Genomic DNA, 20,394 nt, shown 5'->3' on the forward strand with positions numbered 1-20,394 from the left:
TATTACGATAACCCCTTTTACAATTATGCAAGTGTTATGTTAAAACTTGAATGCAACTGTACCAGTAAAGCTTCTGGACTTTTGAGGATTCATGGATGAATAACCAATCCAGTAGTGTTTGTCAGTCAGGTTATCTACTTTCGCGCCGAACCTGAATTTAGGTGTATCGTAAGAAAGTGCAGCATTCAGTACTGTATATGCTGGAAGTACAAAAACACCTGTAGTTCTGCTGTTTACAATCTTTACATCGCTGGCGTAGTTACCACCTGCACCAAAGCTCAGGCCTTTCAGTTTACCATTTGCAATACGGTAGTTCAACCACAGGTTAGCAGAGGTTGGAGAAGACGCTGTACCTGGACGAAGACCATTTACATCATCGCTTGTATTGATGTAATAAGATTCATTATAGCTATAACCCGCTACTACGCTGAAGCCCTGAAATGGATTAGCAATAATGCTTACTTCCACACCTTTGCTCTTCTGGCTACCATCCTGAACATAGAAATTAGGATGTGCAGCATCAGAACGTAACACGTCTTTTACTTTGATATCATAGTAGCTGATAGTACCGGTCAGCTTACCATCAAACATATCCATCTTCACACCACCTTCCCATTGGTTAGCCTGTTCTGGCTTGGAAATAGTGGTCTCAGTTTCACTTACGTAGATCAGTGAATTCGTGTTGGTGAAGCCATTCTGGTAGTTACCAAATAAGGACAGACGATCCTTAACAACCTGGTAAACGATACCAAATTTAGGAGACAATGCAGTCTGATTATATCCACCGGATGTAGTACCGGTAGCAGGGCTATAATTTCCTTTGAAATCATAGTAATCGATACGTAAACCTGCTTGTACCATCAGTTGATCTGTAATGTTGAACACATCAGATGCATATGCACTGTAAACGTATTTTTTGTAGATGTATGGATATTCTACGGAACTACCCAATGACTTGTAAACATCGTTCATGTTAGTAGCATTGAAATCACGGTAGTTTGATACAGTTCCATAAGTAGGTACCTGATCATATTCAGCACTCTTGAACATCTGGTTGGAGTTCAGGTAGAAGAAGTCGATCCCACCTACAAAGCGGTTTCTGAATTTACCAATTTTGAAATCACCGATGAAGTTGTGTTGAATTTCAGTGATGCTTTGTTTACTGTTTTCAGTAGACTGATCCTGACGGGAGATAGAATCACCTGGCAGCAGGTAGAAGTAAGGACCAAAACCGTCAGAATAACTGTTGGTCATAGATACAACTGTCTGTGTATTCCACTGATCAGAGATCTTATAATTCATGCTACCAAAAAAGTTTGCATTGCGGCTGGTAGCAGTCAGATCTTCGTTAATGAATGCCCGGTTGTAATCTATTTTCAGTTTATCAGCTCTCTGTGCCGTCAGATCAGCGGTAGTTAACCACCATGGCATAAAGAAGAATGTATTACCGTTACCTTCCCCACTCATGAATTCTGCTTCGAGTGATATATTTAACCTGTCGTTGATTTTGTAAGAAAGGCTTGGTGCAAATGCAAATGTCTTGCTATGACCCACATCCATCCAGCTGTCCTGTGTAGTATAAGCTGTATTGATACGCAGCAGTATATTCTTCGCAGAATCCAGTGGCGTATTTACATCCGCCATGATGCGGTTGTAATTATAGCTACCACCTGCCACTGCTACCTCACCACCAAAATGGTCATAAGGTCTTTTAGTAACACGGTTGATCAAACCACCGTAAGAAGTCAGCTGAGCACCGAACAGTGTGGCGTTAGGGCCTTTGATTACCTCGATGCTTTCAATATTGCTCGCGTCGATTACAGAAGAAACGTTACCTGCCACCCCATTGCGCAATTGGCTTTGAACAGTAAAACCACGTGAGTTGTAGTACGCACCACCATCACCACTACGGTTGGTTGCTTCCCACATCTTAGTAATACCAGGTGCATTTCTCATCGCATCATCCACAGTGTAAACCTGTTGCTGTGCCAGCAGATCCTTGGTGATCACTGAATATACTGTAGGGTTCTCAACATTCGCTAATGGTAATTTAGACACATAATTACTTGAACGTCTAACCAACTTAGTCTGGTTCCCTGTAATAACTATCTCAGAAAGTTGTTTACTGGATACTTCCAGCTGGAATTTTACGGATACTGTCTTACCAGCTTCTACAGTCACATCTTCTGTCTTATTCGCAAAACCTGTAAAAGAAATCGCTACCTGGTAGTTACCAGCAGGCAAATTCTTAAACACAAACGTACCAGCACCATCAGAAACCGTCATAAAACCGGTACCCTGTAAGATTACAGACACGTCCGCAGCTGGCTTACCATCAGATGTTACAATCTTACCTTTAATTCCTCCATTATTATCTTCTAAAGTAGTAGCAGTAGCGGCATAGAAGAAGGAAACAATCATGCTCAGAACAAGCATGAAGGACTTAATAGTCATCCTTACCATAAACTTTTGTTATTTTTTGCGCAGCAAAATTGCATTTTGATAACCTGGTTATCATGCCGATTCGGGAAAATCGTTTACGCAAAAGGGAAAATTTATGACGGAATCAATCATTTTTTACCGAAAAAGTATCGCAATCGTACGGAGGAACTCCTTCTTTTGTGCATTTTTTGGCTGATCAGAACCCTGTTTTACTGATCAGCGCCCGGACTTTCTTCACTCGTACCAGGCGCTGCTGCCTGCTCAATCACCTTTCTGGTCACCTGATCCTGCTCCGCTTCCCGCAGGAAATCTTTGATCCCTGCCATGATCCTATCCACCATCTTCTGTCTGAAACCCTCGTCCAGCACGTTCATTTCATCTTCAGGGTTACTTAAGAACAAGGTCTCGATCAGGGCATCCGGAAACTCAGTAGGGTTATTAAGAATAAAATTGAAGTCACCATTATTGCCAAAGTCCGACAAGCCTAAACCTAGCAACTGGGCGTGGATTGACCTGTTAAAAGGTTCGCAGAAGGGGTATTTATAATAATTAGCCGTACCATGTACATCCACCGGGTTCACAGATGAGTTCAGGTGAATACTAATGAGTAGATCGGGGTTCATTTGTCTGTAATAAGACAGTCTGTCTTCATTAGGAACGAACTGGTCTGTAGTACGGGTCATAAGTACTTTTGCTCCCTCCTTTTCCAGGGCTGTTTTCAGCAACATGGAAATCATCAGCGTCAGCTGTTTTTCATAGTACCCGGCGGCACCCAGCGCCCCTACATTTGTACCACCATGACCCGGGTCTAAACCCAATGTCAGGTTTTTCAGCTGGAAACTGGCTGGAGGATGCTTGACAGCGATTACGAGGAGGGTACTGTCATAATAGACCTTATAACCCCATGGTTGCTTATGTTTCAGCGATATATTCACTCTGAGTACATCCGAGCCGATCTGTTCCCATTTGATACCTTTTACTTCCTGCATGGAATCAGCACCAGGGGTAAAGTCTGGTTCCAGGTTCGCCCCATGAATATCCAGCGTTATTTTTCCCGGATCTACCTGCTGGGTACTGAGGTAGGGGAGTCGTTCAGATAATGCTACAGCGATGTAATCGTATTTTGCATCACTCCATGTACGGGTTGCTTCCACGATATTAAGGGGTGTTGGCTCACTCAAACTAACAGTTTCCAGTAATAACTCAGGAATGAACGCGGTCTGCTGATTGCTGAGTTTTACTTTATAATAGTTGCCTTGCTTACCGGTGATGCGGAGCAATACATCCGAATCCAGGTACCCAATTTTGAGGGGCCCAAGGCGATCTCCTTCCGGTGCAATTGTGAGGTAGGTATTTCTGTCAATCGTTCTGCCAGCCAGCAGTTGATCGCGTTGGTAAGTGAGTTTATTACTGCTTTGTAAGACAGTGGTATTGCCATCTTTATTCTTCAGGAATACAGCAATCCTGTTATCTAACAGAGAGTCTGCTTCCTGTATCACATAAGAACCTTCGTAGAAGCCTTCAGCACCGTATTTGGAAGAAGGTAATTCATGCAAGGGTGTTTCATGCATCCAGTAAGCTTTACAGCCCGGATAACCTTTAATCCTTACACGGATGGTATCACCGGGGGAAAGGGTGCTATTCCCTTTTGGAAATACTTTGATATCATCTATTCTGAATACGCTGGTCGCTCTGACCGGCGGCAATGTTGTATAATAGTAGTTGTAGGTTCGGGACACCTTTTTGCCGGTAGTATCTTTAGTGGTTAGTGTAAATGAAGTCCTGCCGGGCTTGATGATCCGTTTTAAAGCAAATACACCGGTGGGGTATACGTGTATGGTATCATCATTCAGTGTTACTTTACAACCTATACAGGTGCGACCTGACATATATTGCTTAGAACTACTGGTATTGATTTCAGTCTTTACAGGCTGCACCATTTTAAGGAAGGCTTGCTCCTGCGCTTTTACTCCGGTAAAGGCTATCTGTATCAGTATGATGAATGCTATTACTCTCATGATTGTCCGGTCGCAAATAAACAAAAAAAATGCCATCCGCCTCTTCGCGGGATGGCATTACTTAATTAAATTCCAAAAGGAGCTGCCTACAGACTGCTCCTTTTGGGTAAGATATTTTTACAAGCTATATTTATTCTCCGCCAGCAATTTATCTGCAATTCTCCTCCTCGAATCCTTCGTATTCACCGGCGCAGCTTTTGTGAACCGCTTAATGCCTAACAACATCATACGCTGTTCATCGCCTTCAGCAAAAGAATTAATCGCATCTTTCGCATACTTATTAATACGATCAGCAGTATCATACAGGTAGGTTTTCACGATATCAGCCTGCAACGCATTTGCAGATTCTCCCTCTATTTCAATTCGCTTGAGCAGGCGCAGCAACGCACTTTCCGCAAGGAACGTCTCTATCGCCATATCTGCAATATTCATGAGTATTTCCTGTTCGCTTTCCAACTTTGCCATCAGCTTTTGTGCAGCCGCACCAGCTACCAGCAGGATCGCTTTTTTCAGGTTCACGATCTGCTTTTTCTCAGCACTGTAAGGTGTTTCATCATCACTGCCAAAATCAGGAATACTCATCAGCTCCTTCATCACATTCATCGCAGGGTTCATCAGGTCCAGCCTTCCTTTCATAGCACGCTTCAGCGTCATATCCAGTGTAAGCAGACGATTGATTTCGTTCGTGCCTTCAAAGATCCGGTTGATGCGACTATCGCGATATGCTTTGGATATCACATATTCATCACTGAAACCATTTCCTCCATGGATCTGTACCCCTTCGTCAACTACATAGTCGAGTGCTTCTGAACCACCTACTTTCAGGATGGCGCATTCCACCGCATATTCTTCCGCAGCACCCAGCAGAGCTTCATTGAATGGTTTACCGGCTGCTATCAGTTCTTTTTCTTTCTCGTCGATGAGCTGTGCAGTGCGATAGAGTGCTGATTCATTCACCCATATACGGATTGCCATTTCTGCTAACTTATGTTTGATGGCTCCGAAGTTACCAATGGATTGTTTGAACTGCTCGCGTGTGTTCGCGTATTCAATGGTGATGGAGGCTGTTTTCTTGGCGGCTCCCAATGCTGCCGCACACAGTTTGAGACGACCGATATTCAGGATATTGAAGGCAATGAGATGTCCTTTGCCGATCTCGCCCAGTACATTTTCCACAGGAACCTGTGCATCCTGGAAGTAGATCTGTCGGGTAGAAGAACCTTTGATACCCATCTTGTGCTCTTCAGCTCCCAGCGTGAATCCGGGGGTATCTTTATCCACAATAAAGGCGGTGAATTTATCGCCGTCTATTTTCGCAAATACAGTGAATACATCTGCAAAACCGGAGTTGGTGATCCAGCACTTCTGGCCATTTAGTAAATAGAATTTACCATCGGCAGATAGTTTGGCGGTAGTTTTCGCACTGAGCGCATCAGAACCGGAGTTGGGTTCTGTCAGCGCATATGCACCTTTCATCTCGCCGGAGCCAAGAGAGGGAATGTATTTCTGTTTCTGGGCTTCTGTACCGAAGTACAGAATAGGGAGTGAGCCGATACCCGTATGGGCCGCCATGGCTACAGAAAAGGAGTGACCCGCGCCCAGGGCTTCGTTGATGAGCGTTGCTGTGACGAAGTCTTTGCCTAACCCTCCGTATTCCTCAGGGAAGGCAGCACCCAGCAATCCCTGCCCGCCGGCCTTTTCCAGTAAGGAAGGCATAAGCCCTTCTTCCAGTTTATCGATCCGGTCCAGCACAGGTGTGACTTCCTTTGCCACAAACTGTTCGGCCATCTCTTTAATCATTTTTTGTTCTTCATTGAAATCTTCGGGAGTAAACACTTCATGTACAGGGCTTTCTTTGATCAGGAACTCAGCGCCCTTCAACGTGGACTTATCAACAGTTGCTTCCATTGTGATAAAGTTTTGTCAGTTAATTTGAGTTACTATTCAATTTACTTTTTTTACCTCACATAGCAATTTTAAATCGTGAAAATTGAAGGGCAAAGGCCTGTAGCCGGCCTTAATAGAAAACGTTAAAATTGAAACTGGTACATTTGCGATATGCAGTCATTTTTCCTTCCATATCAAAACAGCCGCATCCATGGAGCCATCGCCGGCAAAGGCGACGATCTCCTCGTATGCCTGCACGGTTTCGGGGAAAGTACACTGCCTTTTTCCCGGTTGGTTCCCGCTCTTGGGGGTGTTTTCACAATAGTGGCACTCGACCTGCCCCTTCATGGCAAAACCGTGTGGCAGGAAAACCGCCCTTTTGAAAAAGAAGACCTTCATGCCATCATCGACCTGCTCCTGGAAATGCGAAAGAAAACCGTCTTCTCCCTGTTGGGGTACAGCATGGGGGGCCGTCTCGCCCTTTGTATCACAGAAAAGATGGCCCCGCAGATCAGGGAATTGATCCTGCTGGCAGCCGATGGCCTCAGGGATAATCCCTGGCATCACTTTGTAACGCAAACCCGCATCGGTCACCGGCTTTTCAAACACATCACCTATCACCCGGGATTTTATTTCTGGCTACTCAATACCGGCAACAGGCTGAGACTCATTAACAACAGCCTGCACCGCTTTGCAAACAACAGTATGAATACCCTCGGAAAACGGGAACAGGTTTTCAATGTATGGACCATCATGGCCCACATGATGCCCAACCGGAAACTCATCAAACAACAGCTGGCCCAATATCGCATCCACACCCTGCTCATATTTGGCAAATACGACAGGGTGATTCCATCGGTATTGGGTATACGGTTTATGGACGGTACTTTTCCCTGCGAAACACTGGTCCTTGACAAAGGTCATCAGCTACTTACAGAAGACCTGGGTGAAATAATATTGGATAAGATTTAAATTCGCGTATGTATTTTTTTCTAACTGTCTTATTCCTGCTGGGAGGATTGTATGGCATATTGATGATACGATATGGACTTGGCTGGAAGGCATTACCACCCTATACACCCACTGCACCCATCAGCGGTGGTACCAAAGTGACCGTTATTATTCCTGCCCGCGATGAAGAGGATAACCTGCCACCCTTATTGGCAGCGCTTCACGCCCAGGATTACCCGGCCCACCTGTTTGAAGTCATTGTCATCGACGACTTTTCTACAGACCGTACTCCCAATGTCGTAAAAGAATTTCCCGCAGCCAATATCAAACTACTGCAACTAAGTCAATACCTCAGCGCTACGGAAAGACTGAATTCCTATAAAAAGAAAGCCATCGAACTGGCGATAGAACAAGCTACCGGTGACCTGATCATGACCACAGACGCTGATTGCGTGATGGGGCCACTATGGATCAGTACCATGGTCAGATTCTATGAACAATACCAGCCTAAATTTATAGCCGCCCCGGTGAGCTTCTATAAAGAAACTAACTTCTTCAAGATCCTGCAGTCGCTGGACTTCATGACCATGCAGGGGATCACGGGTGCATTAGCCTGGTTGAAAGATGGTACCATGTGTAATGGGGCCAACCTTGCTTATGAAAGAAAGGTGTTCTACGAAGTTGATGCTTTCAAAGGGATCGATAATATTGCCTCCGGAGATGATATGTTGCTGATGTTCAAGGTATTTAAGGCTTATCCGGATGGCGTGAAATACCTGAAAAGCCAGGATGCAATCGTGGAGACGTTGCCTGTCGATACCTTCCGGGCTTTTATGAATCAGCGGATCCGCTGGTCATCTAAAGCAGATAAGTATGACGATAAGCGGCTCACCTGGGTGCTGGCGCTGGTCTACTTCTGGAATGTGGTATTGTTGTTTGGTGGGCTGTTCTGCATTTTTGCCCCCGGAGCTTTGCCATATTTCCTGATAGCGATGGTGTACAAGGTGGTGCTGGAATTCTTCTTTCTGATTCCTGTATCTCAATTCTTCCGGAAAAAAGGCCTGCTTGGCTGGTTTATACCCGGACAGTTATTTCATATTCCATATATTGTAGTGGCGGGGTGGCTTGGTAAGTTTGGTTCTTACCAGTGGAAAGGCCGAAAAGTAAAATAATTTATGGCGGAACTCAATATACGATCATCTTTCCGGCAGCAGGCCTGGGCCAGGCTGCAACGCAATAAGGGGGCAGTAGCAGGCATGTTGCTGATCGCCATCGCTGTCGTAGTCAGCGTCATTGCTTATTGGGTGGCGCCGGATGGTACACCGATGGCAAACAGGATGATTGTAGAGATAGGAGGGCAGCATCCCGGTTTCAGGATTGACTTACTGGCATTGCCCAAACAGCAACCAGTAGAAAAAGTAGGCTTCCTGGAAAGATTGATGGACGGACAGGCAGAAGATGTGACCTGGGTACCTGTGACCAGCTACCGTTCTGCAGGAGATAGCGTCGTTGTACAGCGCTATATAGATGAAGAAACGTCCATGAGAGAAAGCTACCCGGCGAAAGGTACTTACATCAGGCACTACAAAGCCTGGCTGGGCACGGACAAATTTGGAAGGGATATCCTGAGCCGCCTGTTGGTAGGTACGAGGGTAAGCCTGAGTGTAGGGTTTATAGCGGTGATAATTTCTCTAACTATTGGTATTCTCCTGGGGGCAGTAGCCGGATATTTCCGGGGAGTAACGGATGAGGTTGTGATGTGGCTGGTGAATGTGATCTGGTCAGTACCTACATTATTACTCGTATTTGCTATTACCCTGGCCCTCGGCAAAGGTTTCTGGCAGGTATTTATTGCGGTGGGCCTCACTATGTGGGTAAATGTAGCCCGCATTATCAGGGGGCAGGTGATGTCGCTGAGAGAACTGACCTTTATCGAGGCTACCCGTGCACTGGGTTTTGGGCATACCCGTACAATTGTAAAGCATATTTTACCTAATATATTAGGACCTGTGATGGTGGTTGCTGCCGGTAATTTTGCCACGGCAATCGTGGTAGAGGCGGGCCTGAGTTTCCTGGGAGTAGGTGTACAGCCGCCACAACCCTCCTGGGGCCTGATGATCAAAGAAAACTACAATTTCATCATTACCCACAACCCCTTGCTGGCACTGGCGCCGGGAGTGGCAATTATGCTGATGGTACTGGCATTTAACCTGTTAGGAAACGGTTTGAGGGATGCGATGGATGTACGGCAGTAATTCCCTTGTTTCGTATTATAAAAACTATTAATTTTACTTTATCCATTATCCGTACTTTTATGCCTTTGAAATCATATCTTTTACCTATCCTGGCCCTGTTTGCATTGACCTTTTCTTCCTGTAAAAAGAAAGACGGCACCACTACGGTGAAGCCTTCTGAAGAAGGACTGAAGGTGACCCTCACAAATGTAACAGAGGCTTCTTATACCGCTGCAGCCGGTACAACCTATACTTTTCAGGCACAGGTTACTTCCAAATTGCCAGCCAGTGGAGTGACCATTACAGTCACAGCCGTTACTGACCCGGGTGGTATCAACATTCCGCAGAATGCAGTAGCACCGAGTGCCAGCGGCGCCATTGAGATCACTCTGATCGGATTAGAGCCATTACGCACCGTACTGGTGACGGTGGTCATCACTTCAGTCGATAATCCCGACAATTCAATTACCAAGACCTTCTGGATTACTAATAAGTCTGAATAATTTGGCTAAAGCATAACGATAGTCATAGAGTAGCTATACCATAGCTACGGGATAACTTCGTTTCCAAAAGATCACTAAAAGATCACCAATAGGGCACCTCATTATCCCCCGGATATTGAAGTGCCCTTTTAGTGCCCTTATAGTGACGTAATTGTAACGGCGTTATGACGGATCTCTACCCTACCTATACCCTGCTTATTACAAAAGCTGTAGCTTTGCACCCATCAGAACAAGCAGCTTAACTATGCGTATAGGAGTGAATGCCGCCGGCCTGGCTGGAGACAGACCGGCAGATACAGGAAATATCAGCACAGCACTTTTAAAGGAATTATGCCGTTTACACCCGGAGCACCAGTTTATCTTCTTCGTAGACGGTCCAGGCGTATCTCTGAGTGAATTCACTGATAATGTGCAACTTGTGGAAGTGCCCCTCAAAGGCCGCAAGGCACTTCAACTGTACTGGTGGAGAGAATGGCAGCTTCCGGCAGCTATCAAAAAGCAGCAGCTGGACCTTTACCTGGGTATAGATGGTCAATTGCCCCTGCGCAGCAAGGTACCTGCCCGCTTATTGGTTACAGATACAGGTTTTCTGCATGGCGTAACAGGCATGTCTAAGGATCTGCAGCGATATCTGCGCAGGAATACTGTGAAATATATACAGGCGGCACAGAAAGTACTGGTAGTTTCTCCCGTAGTACAGGAAGATTTATTAACTTATGCCCCTGCTGTTGCAGAAAAGCTGGTTTTACTGCCTCCGGGTATGGATAGCAGCTATCGTCCTGTGGAATGGGAGGAAAGAGAGCAGATTAAAAAGGCATTTTCAGATGGGGCGGAGTACTTTGTAGCAGTTGGCAGTATGCATCCCCGGAATAATATCCTTCCTTTGCTGAAGGCATTTTCCGCGCTGAAACGCCGTTTACGTTCCAATATGAAACTGATCCTCGCCGGCGCTCCCACCAATGCCGGTGCAGAAATCATCGAAAATATGGCCACCTACAAGTTCAGAAACGACGTCATCTGGCTCAAAGATGCCGATCAGGAGACCTTGTCCCGCATAGTAGCCGGCGCTTATACCCTGGTATATACCAGTCGGTTCGAGGGCCTGGCATTACCTATTTATGCAGCCCTCAGGAGCGAAGTACCTGTGGTGGCTATAGAAGGAGCTGCGGCCAGGGTGGCTGGAGCCGAAGGGGTGTTGTATTCAGACCCTGACAGCCTGGACGATCTTGCAGAAAAAATGTCCGTATTATACAAGGACGAGGTGTTGCGCAGCAGGATGCTGGAACGCGGCAGGCAGGTGGCCCTGCCCGGAAGCTGGACAGAAGCGGCCTCCCTGATATTAAAATAATAACATAAGTATCATAAATCTGGACATCAGCACATTCGCAGGTTATTAGTAAATTTGCGTTTCTAAAATATCGGACTATTTTTTATGGCAAAGACATCTACCATACAGATCCAGGTTGAACTGGACAATGACAGGATACCTGAGAAGATTGAATGGAGGGCGACGGATAGCACTCAGGCAGACCGTTTCCAGCAGGCGAAGGCGATGATGATTGCTTTCTGGGATGGGGCTGACAAGACCGCGCTGCGTATAGACTTGTGGACAAAGCAGATGATGGTGGATGAAATGGCTGATTTCTTCTTTCAGACGATGATGACCATGGCAGATACTTATCAACGTGCTACTCCCTACAAGGATCAGGCAGACGAACTGAGAACTTTTGCCCGTGAATTCTACAAGAAGTTCGAAGAAAAGCAAAAGGCAGAACAGTAATAATCCAAGTTTTCAAAACAACCATATATGTCCCTGGAACTAAACATTAACGCAGCGATCAAGACAGCTATGCTTGCGAAAGCAGAAGCAGATTTGCGTGCGCTGCGTGCTATTAAGGCCGCTATCCTGCATGCCAAGACTGCAGAGGGCTTTAGCGGAGAGCTGAGCGAAACAGACGAAACAAAGCTGTTACAGAAGTTAGCTAAACAAAGAAAAGATTCGCTGGATATATTCCGTCAGCAAAACAGGGAAGACCTCGCCGCAAAGGAAGAGGAAGAACTGGTTGTGATCGAGAAGTACCTGCCAAAGCAGATGGACGAAGCTGAACTGAAAGCAACTATTCAGGCTATTATCACCGGGACAGGGGCTAGTTCTCCTGCCGATATGGGTAAGGTAATGGGCGTGGCTACCAAGCAGTTAGCTGGTAAAGCTGATGGCAAGGCCATTTCTGCATTAGTAAAAGAGTTATTGGCAAAATAACCGGGGACTTTTAATTCTTTTTCCCCGATCTCCTATCTTCCTATAGAAATATATGGGTATAGACATTGTATTCGCCATCATCCTTGTAATTGCTATTTATAAGGGATATAGCCGTGGTCTGATCATAGCCGTATTCTCATTTATAGCAGTCACACTGGGGCTTGCAGCAGCATTGAAGTTGACCACCGTGGCCGTATTGTATGCCCAATCACATTGGGATATGCATACACGTTGGTTACCAGTTATTTGCTTCATCGCATTGTTCCTGGGAGTAATATTATTAGTCCGTCTTGGGGCCACCCTGCTGCAAAAGCTGGTAGAAGTGGCTATGATGGGATGGCTAAACAAATTAGGCGGGATTTTACTATATAGTGCTATCTTTATCATGGTATACAGTGTCCTTTTATGGATAGCCAATCAGTTATATTGGTTAAGCCCGGAAATCAAAATACAATCTGTTGTATATCCGTACATTGAACATCTCGGGCCGGCGGTCATGAATGGCGTTGGCAAACTAATACCCATCTTTAAGGATATGTTTGCCAGTTTGCAATCGTTTTTTGACAATGCAGCCAGGGAGATACAGAGCAAACAATAGAGGGGCATGGACATAGCATTAAATGATCTATATCCCTCGCTTCAAAGATTATTTGAATTAATAAAAAGAATTATTTTAGCGCAAAATTGACTTTCAAGCTTTGGCAATGGATTACGAAATCAAAACACAGGGAAAGTTTAAGTTTGTTGAAGAAGGGGAAGGTGAACCGCTGGTATTATTGCACGGGCTATTTGGTGCACTGAGTAACTTTGGTGGCCTGATCGAATATTTCCGCCACTACAACAAAGTAGTGGTACCGCTTTTGCCTTTGTTTGATCTGAATATTCTGGATACATCTGTAGCTGGCCTGGCCAAGTACGTTCATAAGTTTATTGAAACCATGGAGTATTCCAATGTACACCTGTTGGGTAATTCCCTGGGTGGACACGTTGGATTGGTATACCTGCTGAAACATCCTGAAGCTCCGATCAAATCCCTCACACTGACTGGTAGTTCCGGTCTGTTTGAAAACGGGATGGGCGAAACTTATCCTAAAAGAGGAGACTACGAATATATCCGCAAGAAAACAGAACTTACCTTCTACGATCCTGCAATGGCTACCAAGGAGCTGGTGGACGAAGTATTTGACATTACGACCAACCGTCTTAAGGTGATCAAGATCATCACGCTGGCTAAGTCGGCTATACGCCATAACCTGGGTGAAGAACTTCGTGAAATCAAGATCCCAACCTTGCTGGTATGGGGATTGAACGATACCGTGACTCCGCCAATGGTAGGTGAGGAGTTCCACAAACTGATTCCTAACTCAGAACTGCACTTCGTTGATAAATGCGGTCATGCCCCTATGATGGAGCAGCCGGATGAATTCAATCAGATCCTGCATCCTTTTCTGCAAAAACTGGGAAGTAAATAAAACCTACTACTCACATCATTATATTGAAGCTGATTCAACAGGATCAGCTTCATTTTTTTTTACCACTCATCCACTACCATCCTATCGCGCTGTATGTAACAAACCACGCGCATTTAGCGTTACGTATATAAGCATAGCAGCATGCTTTATTCATAAATCCCCTCGTCCGGTACGAGGACGTTAGCGATTCTTTTCCTATTATTGTATCACAATAGCGCAATTTAATAATGCTGGCACGTGATCTCATATCGACAGTTATACCAATCCTCCATCCTCTTGACCCAGGGTCCAGAGCCCTGCGTCTGATGAATGAATACCATCTTTCCCAACTGCCCCTGGTATTGGAAAATAAGTACCTGGCGCTGGTGGAAGAAGATGATATCCTTGATCTGGAAGATACTGAAGTATCACTGGAGAATATGGAATACAATGGTCCGAAGCCCGGCGTATTGGAGAGTGCCCACTTTTATGAGGCCCTAAAGGTCTTTTATGACCTGAAATTATCTGTACTACCTGTCATCAGCCGGGAAAATGAGTACCTTGGCGTACTTACGAAAGATAATCTACTGGCGGTACTGGCACAGTACAACGGTGTGAAGGAACCGGGAGGTATCATTGCACTGGATATTGACCCCCGCGATTACAGCCTGAGTGAGATCGCGAGAATAGCAGAATCGAATGATATCACATTGCTCAGTGTGAATACCATTACCAGTCCGGCTACCGGCAGACTGGAAGTTCTGCTAAAGACCAACCGTCAGGAGCTACAGGGGCTGGTGGCTACGTTTGAGCGGTTCAACTACACTATTAAATACACAATCACCGAAGAGCAGGAGGAAGATATGCTCCGGAAAAATTACGATTTGCTGATGAATTATATCAGCATGTAATCGTCCTCCAGATTAGTTATGCAGATTGCAATATATAGCCGTGGATTTGTAAGAGAAGACCTGCCTATCATCCAGCTGTTGCTGAATGAGCTGGCAAGAGAGGAGATTGATGTGATCATTTACGAAGCTTTCTTTAAGGGCTTACAGCCACATATCACTTATACAAAAGAGCCAGCGACTTTTGCCTGTGCAACGGATCTGCATGGCAGGGCGGATATTCTTGTGAGCCTCGGTGGGGATGGTACCCTGCTGGATACGGTTTGCTATGTAAGGGATAAGAATATTCCGGTGCTGGGGATCAATTTTGGAAGGTTAGGTTTTTTGGCAAGTATCGGGAAAGATGCGATTTATGCAGCAGTTCAGGCGTTAAAACAACGTACGTATGTGGTGGATAAGAGAACGCTGATACATCTGGATAGTAATGTACCTTCTCTGTTTGGAGAGGTGCCTTATGGCCTGAATGACTTTACTATACATAAGAAAGATACGTCTGCAATGGTGAAAATCCATACTTACCTGAACGGCGAGTTTTTGAACACTTATTGGGCAGATGGGTTGATAGTAGCTACGCCTACAGGATCCACAGGGTATTCACTCAGTTGTGGTGGCCCGGTAGTGTTTCCGGAGGCGGGGAGTTTTGTGATTACGCCGGTGGCGCCGCATAACCTGAATGTGCGGCCAATTATAGTACCGGATGATAATGTGATCAGTTTTGAAGTGGAGGGGAGGAGTGATCAGTTCCTTTGTACCCTTGATTCGAGAATGGAGACGATTGATAATACAGTACAGCTGGCTATAAAGAAAGAATCGTTTAAATTGAGCCTGCTAAGGCTGGATGATAGTAATTTCTTACATACATTAAGACATAAGTTACTTTGGGGCATTGATGCCAGGAATACCTTAAAATAGTTGAAGGGAATGGGGCGATTTCCTTCAGCAACCTCCCAATTCTCTTGGGAAGCCGATTTTTTTTTACCGGAGGCAAAATCAAAAAAATCGGGAGAAACAACTGCTTACTGTAGTAATCCGGCTACATATTTGCAAACTACCACATTAGGATTTTTTATTACATTTGTTCACTTGTTATAATACCAAAAGCAGGATAATCGCGTTTAAAGGAATTATCGCGTTTAAGCAAACCGATTTATGGGCAAACCTTTTTTTTACAAACGTATCATCACGTCCACCCTTATAGCAGTAGGATCCCTATTCCTGACGCCTGCTTTTGCGCAGAACGAGCTGTCTTATACCGGTGAACTGGGCTTTTCCATAGGAGCTGCCCATTATTTTGGGGATCTCAATACCAATGGACGTCTCAACGCCCCCAAACCTGCTATAGGTATCTTTTACCGCAAGTACATGAATGACTACGTAGGCGTACGCTTCCACGGTCGTTATATGATGCTGGGCTATTCTGATACTTATAACAGCAACGATTTTCAAAAACGTCGTAACCTCAGTTTCAATACCAATGTATTCGAACTGGGTGTGCAGGGCGATTTTAACTTCTTCCGTTTTGAACCTGGTTCCAGCTATTACCGCTTTACGCCATACTTCACGGGAGGAGCATCTTTATTCTACTTCAATCCATACGCTTACCTGAACAACAAGAAGTACTACCTCCAGCCACTTCGTACGGAAGGCCAGGGGAGCGCCATGTACCCTGACAGGAAACCATATAGCCTCGTGTCGAGTGCCTGGTTGCTGGGAGGTGGTTTTAAATACAACCTGTCGAAAAAGGTGAACCTTGGGCTGGAAGTATTATACCGGTTTACCAACACTGACTACCTGGATGATGTGAGCACCACCTACGCTGGTACCGCTTTATTCCCTGCAGATGCCAACGGCAATTCCACCCCGGCGTACCTCCTTCAGGACCGTAGTTACGCCACCGGAGACAGAATTGGGATAGCTGGGAGGCAGCGTGGTAACAGCCGTGACAAAGATCAGTTCGTTACTGCTGAACTGACTATTAGCATCCTGTTTACGTCTTATAGATGTAAATTCTAATTTCGCAGGCAAAATTTGTCTATCTGTAGTCCTTTCGGGCCATTTGGCCTATTACTTCTACTTTCAATAAGCGTTTTTTCGAGTCAAACGGCCAACAGCAAAGGATTTCGCTGTTAAAAATCCGTTAAAACCCCTACCCCCCCTTTGCCGGGAAAGGCATATATCTATTTTTGTATCTTTGCACACCTTAATAAAATCTGTATCGATATATATAATACGCCGGAGATACTCATGAGTTTGAAGGACAAATTAGACTTACAACGGTTGCCACGACATATTGCTGTCATAATGGACGGTAATGGCCGTTGGGCTAAGGAGCGCGGTCAGGACAGGTTGTTTGGCCATTATGAGGGAGTGGAAAGTGTGCGTAATATCGCCGAAGCCTGCGCCGAACTGGGAATTGGTTACCTTACCCTTTATGCCTTTTCTACCGAGAATTGGGACCGACCCGTTTATGAAGTAAACGGGATCATGGAGCTATTGGTCAATACGATCCGTAGTGAAGTGAGCACGCTCATCAAAAATAACATCCGGCTACATGTAATCGGAGACATGAACATGTTGCCCGGAAACTGTAAAATGGAGATGGAGGAGGCCATAAGCCTTACCAGTCAATGTACAGGACTCAACCTGATAATGGCCCTCAGTTATAGTGCCCGTTGGGAAATCCTAAACGCTGCCAAAAAAATTGCGCAGGATGTAAAAGATGGAAAACTCGAACCCGAGGCCATCACTCCTGACAAGTGGCAGCAGTACCTCTGTACTGCCGACCTGCCCGATCCGGAACTAATGATCCGGACCAGTGGAGAATGCAGAATCAGTAACTTCCTGCTTTATCAACTGGCCTACGCGGAGCTGTATTTTACAGACACCCGTTGGCCTGACTTCCGCAAAGAACATCTTTACGAAGCTATCTTAAACTTTCAGAACAGAGAACGACGCTTTGGCAAAACAAGCGATCAAATACAGCAGAATGAAGAAATTATTTCCTAAGAGCCTACTGGCCATAGTATTATGTTGCAGTGCCGGCATTCGTGTATCCGCCCAGGAGAGAGATACCATCCCTGCAGCAGAACAACCAGTGGGATTGAACTTACCATTGGGAAATTCACAACCTCAGCAATACGAGATAGCTGACATCGTCGTGTCAGGAACCCAATATCTTGATAAGTCCCTGCTGATCTCCCTCTCCGGATTGAACGTAGGTGACAAAGTCGTTTACCCCGGCGGCGACCAGTTTGCAAAAGCAATCCAGGCCCTGTGGGGACAAAGACTGTTTGCCAACGTTGCTATCTATGTAAACAAAATTGAAGATGGTCAGATCTGGCTGGAAATTGAACTGCAGGAACGCCCACGTCTGAACAAATTCCTCTTCAAAGGAGTTAAAAAATCCGAACAGGAAGAAATTATCAAGAAAACCGGTATGCGTAAAGGCCAGGTGGTAACCGAAAGCATGGAACAAAATGCTGTAGGCATCATCCGGAAATACTATAGTGAAAAAGGTTTCCGCAGCGCCGAAGTTTCTGTCAGTGAACAAACCGATAGCTCACAATCCAATGCTACCAACGTACAGTTTATCGTAGCAAAAGGTAATAAAGCCAAGGTCGACAACATATACATCGTTGGGAACCAGAACATTTCTGATTCGAAACTGAAAAAGAAAATGAAGGGCACCAAAGAAAGGAGCCGCCTCACCATCTATCCGGATTATGAGCCTGTATGGCCAGATTCGGCTGATAACCGTGGCGACTACTGGTCTACCTTCGGATACCTCCAGCCTTCCCGTACACTGGAAGAACTGGATCCTTATTTCCGCTTCAAGCTGTTCTCCTCTGCTAAGTTCAACGAAAACAAGTACACTGAAGATAAAGAGAAAGTGATCTCTTTCTATAACACCCAGGGTTACCGCGATGCGGTACTCCTGAGGGATACAACCTACAAGTCACTGAACGGTGGTGTGAATGTGAGTATGGAAGTGATGGAAGGTAAGAAGTACTACTTCGGTAAAATCACCTGGAAAGGGAATACCCGCTATAATGACTCTCTGCTGGCAAAAGTATTGGGTATCAAAGAAGGTGACACGTACAACCAGGAAATGCTGCAGAAACGCCTGCTGTCTTCCGAAGGTGGTGACGTAGGTGGTCTGTACATGGACTACGGTTACCTGTTCTTCCACGCTGATCCGGTAGAAGTAGGTATTCATGGTGACACCATCGACTACGAAATCAGGATCTCCGAAGGTCCTCAGGCTACCATCAAGGAAGTACGTATCGCAGGTAATGAAAAAACCAACGAACATGTGATCCGTCGTGAGCTGCGTACACTGCCTGGTGAGAAATTCAGCCGTACTGACCTGATTCGTTCTAACCGTGAAATTGCAAACCTTGGTTTCTTCAACCCTGAAAAGATCGGTATGAACCCGGTGCCAAACATTCAGGACGGAACTGTGGACATCGATTATACAGTAGAAGAAAAAGCAAACGACCAGCTGGAACTGTCAGCCGGTTGGGGTGGTTATATTGGTCTGACCGGTACACTGGGTGTGACCTTCAATAACTTCTCCCTGCGCAATATCTTCAACAAACAAACATGGGATCCATTACCAAGCGGCGACGGTCAGAAATTATCTGTTCGTATCTCCTCCAACGGTAAAGCATATCGTTCTTACAACTTCTCTTTCACTGAGCCATGGCTGGGTGGTAAGAAGAGAAACCAGTTCTCAGTAAGCTTCTATAACAGCTACCAGAACCCGAACGCATATTCTTCTTATATATATGGTTCTACCCTGTCAAACAATGCTTACTTCAAGGTAATGGGTGCTTCTATCTCCCTGGGTAAGCAGCTGAAATGGCCTGATGACTATTTCACCTTGATCTACGCGGTGAACTATCAGCGCTATAGCCTGAAGAACTATAACTACTTTAATATTGCAGGTTACTCCAACGGTATCTCTAACAACATCAACCTGAAACTGACTTTGGCCCGTTCATCAGTTGACCAGCAGATCTTCCCAAGATCCGGTTCCAACTTTATGCTGAGCGGTCAGTTTACACCTCCTTACTCCATGTTCAGCCCGGATAAGGATTTTAAACTGCAGTCCATCAAAGATCAGTTCAGCTTTATCGAATATCAGAAATACCGCTTCAATGCTGAGTGGTACGTTCCATTGAGCAAGCCAATGGGTAGCGACAACAAGATGTTCGTAATGAAGATTGCTGCTAAATTTGGTTATATCAGCCGTTATAACAACAGAACGACCCTGTCTCCATTCGGTCGCTTCGAGTTGGGTGGTGATGGTCTGAGTAACTTTGCGATCTATGACCGTGATATCGTATCCCAGAGAGGTTATCCTGTATACTATTCATCAGATCCAAGAAGCAATTCCGAAAGCAGCCAGCCTTCTGGCTACGAAGGTTTCACGATCTTCAACAAGTATATCATGGAGTTGCGTTATCCTTTCAGCCTGAATCCAAGTTCTACTATCTTCGGTCTGGCATTCCTGGAAGCAGCCAACGGTTACAGGGATGTACAGGAATACAATCCATTCAAACTTCGCCGTTCAGCAGGTCTTGGTATGCGTTTCTACCTGCCTATGTTTGGTCTGCTTGGATTTGACTACGGTGTGGGCTTTGACCGCATCACATCTGGCAATGGCCTGAAAGATGCGACCAAGTTCACCTTCATGCTGGGCTTCGAACCAGAATAATGGAGGAACTGGCAGGATGGA

The 20,394-nt window shown here is 45.4% G+C and carries 17 protein-coding genes; 14 read left to right on the forward strand and 3 right to left on the reverse strand.

The genetic code is table 11. The annotated features are described in order from the left end of the window. Nucleotides 1-39 precede the first annotated feature (39 nt). The 3 genes from SIO70_RS06315 to SIO70_RS06325 all read right to left on the reverse strand — a co-directional run bounded on the left by SIO70_RS06315 (nucleotide 40) and on the right by SIO70_RS06325 (nucleotide 6,368). Nucleotides 40-2,463: a TonB-dependent receptor gene (locus tag SIO70_RS06315; protein WP_320580103.1), complete on the reverse strand. Its 2,424-nt coding sequence runs from the start codon at nucleotides 2,461-2,463 to the stop codon at nucleotides 40-42. 188 nt (nucleotides 2,464-2,651) lie between these two features. Then, nucleotides 2,652-4,460, reverse strand: a complete 1,809-nt coding sequence (locus SIO70_RS06320) for an N-acetylmuramoyl-L-alanine amidase (protein ID WP_320580104.1) — start codon at nucleotides 4,458-4,460, stop codon at nucleotides 2,652-2,654. A 117-nt stretch (nucleotides 4,461-4,577) separates the two neighbouring features. Further along, nucleotides 4,578-6,368: an acyl-CoA dehydrogenase family protein gene (locus tag SIO70_RS06325; protein WP_320580105.1), complete on the reverse strand. Its 1,791-nt coding sequence runs from the start codon at nucleotides 6,366-6,368 to the stop codon at nucleotides 4,578-4,580. Between the two features lie 150 nt (nucleotides 6,369-6,518). Between SIO70_RS06325 and SIO70_RS06330 the strand changes: the two genes are divergently transcribed. From SIO70_RS06330 to SIO70_RS06395, 14 genes are all read left to right on the forward strand, one after another. Continuing rightward, entirely contained in the window at nucleotides 6,519-7,319 is an 801-nt protein-coding gene (locus tag SIO70_RS06330; RefSeq protein ID WP_320580106.1) for an alpha/beta hydrolase, read from the forward strand. 8 nt (nucleotides 7,320-7,327) lie between these two features. Beyond that, a complete protein-coding gene (locus SIO70_RS06335; protein ID WP_320580107.1) occupies nucleotides 7,328-8,470 on the forward strand; it encodes a glycosyltransferase in 1,143 nt (380 codons plus the stop codon). 3 nt (nucleotides 8,471-8,473) lie between these two features. Continuing rightward, entirely contained in the window at nucleotides 8,474-9,553 is a 1,080-nt protein-coding gene (locus tag SIO70_RS06340) for an ABC transporter permease (protein ID WP_320580108.1), read from the forward strand. 59 nt (nucleotides 9,554-9,612) lie between these two features. Next, nucleotides 9,613-10,035: a hypothetical protein gene (locus SIO70_RS06345; RefSeq protein WP_320580109.1), complete on the forward strand. Its 423-nt coding sequence runs from the start codon at nucleotides 9,613-9,615 to the stop codon at nucleotides 10,033-10,035. Between the two features lie 244 nt (nucleotides 10,036-10,279). Continuing rightward, the gene (locus SIO70_RS06350; RefSeq protein ID WP_320580110.1) at nucleotides 10,280-11,383 is read left to right on the forward strand and encodes a glycosyltransferase; all 1,104 of its coding nucleotides are present in this window, start codon (nucleotides 10,280-10,282) and stop codon (nucleotides 11,381-11,383) included. Between the two features lie 84 nt (nucleotides 11,384-11,467). After that, nucleotides 11,468-11,815 (forward strand): gliding motility protein GldC, encoded by a 348-nt coding sequence (gene gldC / locus SIO70_RS06355; RefSeq protein WP_083724426.1) that lies wholly within the window; start codon nucleotides 11,468-11,470, stop codon nucleotides 11,813-11,815. A gap of 27 nt (nucleotides 11,816-11,842) precedes the next feature. After that, the gene (locus tag SIO70_RS06360; RefSeq protein WP_320580111.1) at nucleotides 11,843-12,295 is read left to right on the forward strand and encodes a GatB/YqeY domain-containing protein; all 453 of its coding nucleotides are present in this window, start codon (nucleotides 11,843-11,845) and stop codon (nucleotides 12,293-12,295) included. Between the two features lie 52 nt (nucleotides 12,296-12,347). Beyond that, nucleotides 12,348-12,893, forward strand: coding sequence for a CvpA family protein (locus SIO70_RS06365; RefSeq protein WP_320580112.1), 546 nt, complete (start codon nucleotides 12,348-12,350; stop codon nucleotides 12,891-12,893). A 106-nt stretch (nucleotides 12,894-12,999) separates the two neighbouring features. Then, nucleotides 13,000-13,767 (forward strand): alpha/beta hydrolase, encoded by a 768-nt coding sequence (locus tag SIO70_RS06370; RefSeq protein WP_320580113.1) that lies wholly within the window; start codon nucleotides 13,000-13,002, stop codon nucleotides 13,765-13,767. A gap of 227 nt (nucleotides 13,768-13,994) precedes the next feature. Then, nucleotides 13,995-14,657 carry a CBS domain-containing protein gene (locus tag SIO70_RS06375; protein ID WP_143708893.1) on the forward strand — a complete coding sequence of 221 codons (663 nt, stop codon included), beginning with the start codon at nucleotides 13,995-13,997 and terminating at the stop codon, nucleotides 14,655-14,657. A gap of 18 nt (nucleotides 14,658-14,675) precedes the next feature. After that, nucleotides 14,676-15,566 (forward strand): NAD kinase, encoded by an 891-nt coding sequence (locus tag SIO70_RS06380; protein ID WP_320580114.1) that lies wholly within the window; start codon nucleotides 14,676-14,678, stop codon nucleotides 15,564-15,566. 237 nt (nucleotides 15,567-15,803) lie between these two features. Next, nucleotides 15,804-16,667, forward strand: coding sequence for a DUF6089 family protein (locus tag SIO70_RS06385; RefSeq protein ID WP_320580115.1), 864 nt, complete (start codon nucleotides 15,804-15,806; stop codon nucleotides 16,665-16,667). A gap of 231 nt (nucleotides 16,668-16,898) precedes the next feature. Beyond that, on the forward strand, nucleotides 16,899-17,660 hold the full coding sequence (locus SIO70_RS06390) for an isoprenyl transferase (RefSeq protein WP_320580116.1): 762 nt from the start codon (nucleotides 16,899-16,901) through the stop codon (nucleotides 17,658-17,660). Continuing rightward, nucleotides 17,641-20,373 (forward strand): outer membrane protein assembly factor, encoded by a 2,733-nt coding sequence (locus SIO70_RS06395; protein WP_320580117.1) that lies wholly within the window; start codon nucleotides 17,641-17,643, stop codon nucleotides 20,371-20,373. The genes SIO70_RS06390 and SIO70_RS06395 overlap by 20 nt, the downstream gene beginning before the upstream one ends. Nucleotides 20,374-20,394 lie beyond the last annotated feature (21 nt).

The organism is Chitinophaga sancti, from assembly GCF_034087045.1.
GTDB classification, from domain to species: domain Bacteria; phylum Bacteroidota; class Bacteroidia; order Chitinophagales; family Chitinophagaceae; genus Chitinophaga; species Chitinophaga sancti_B.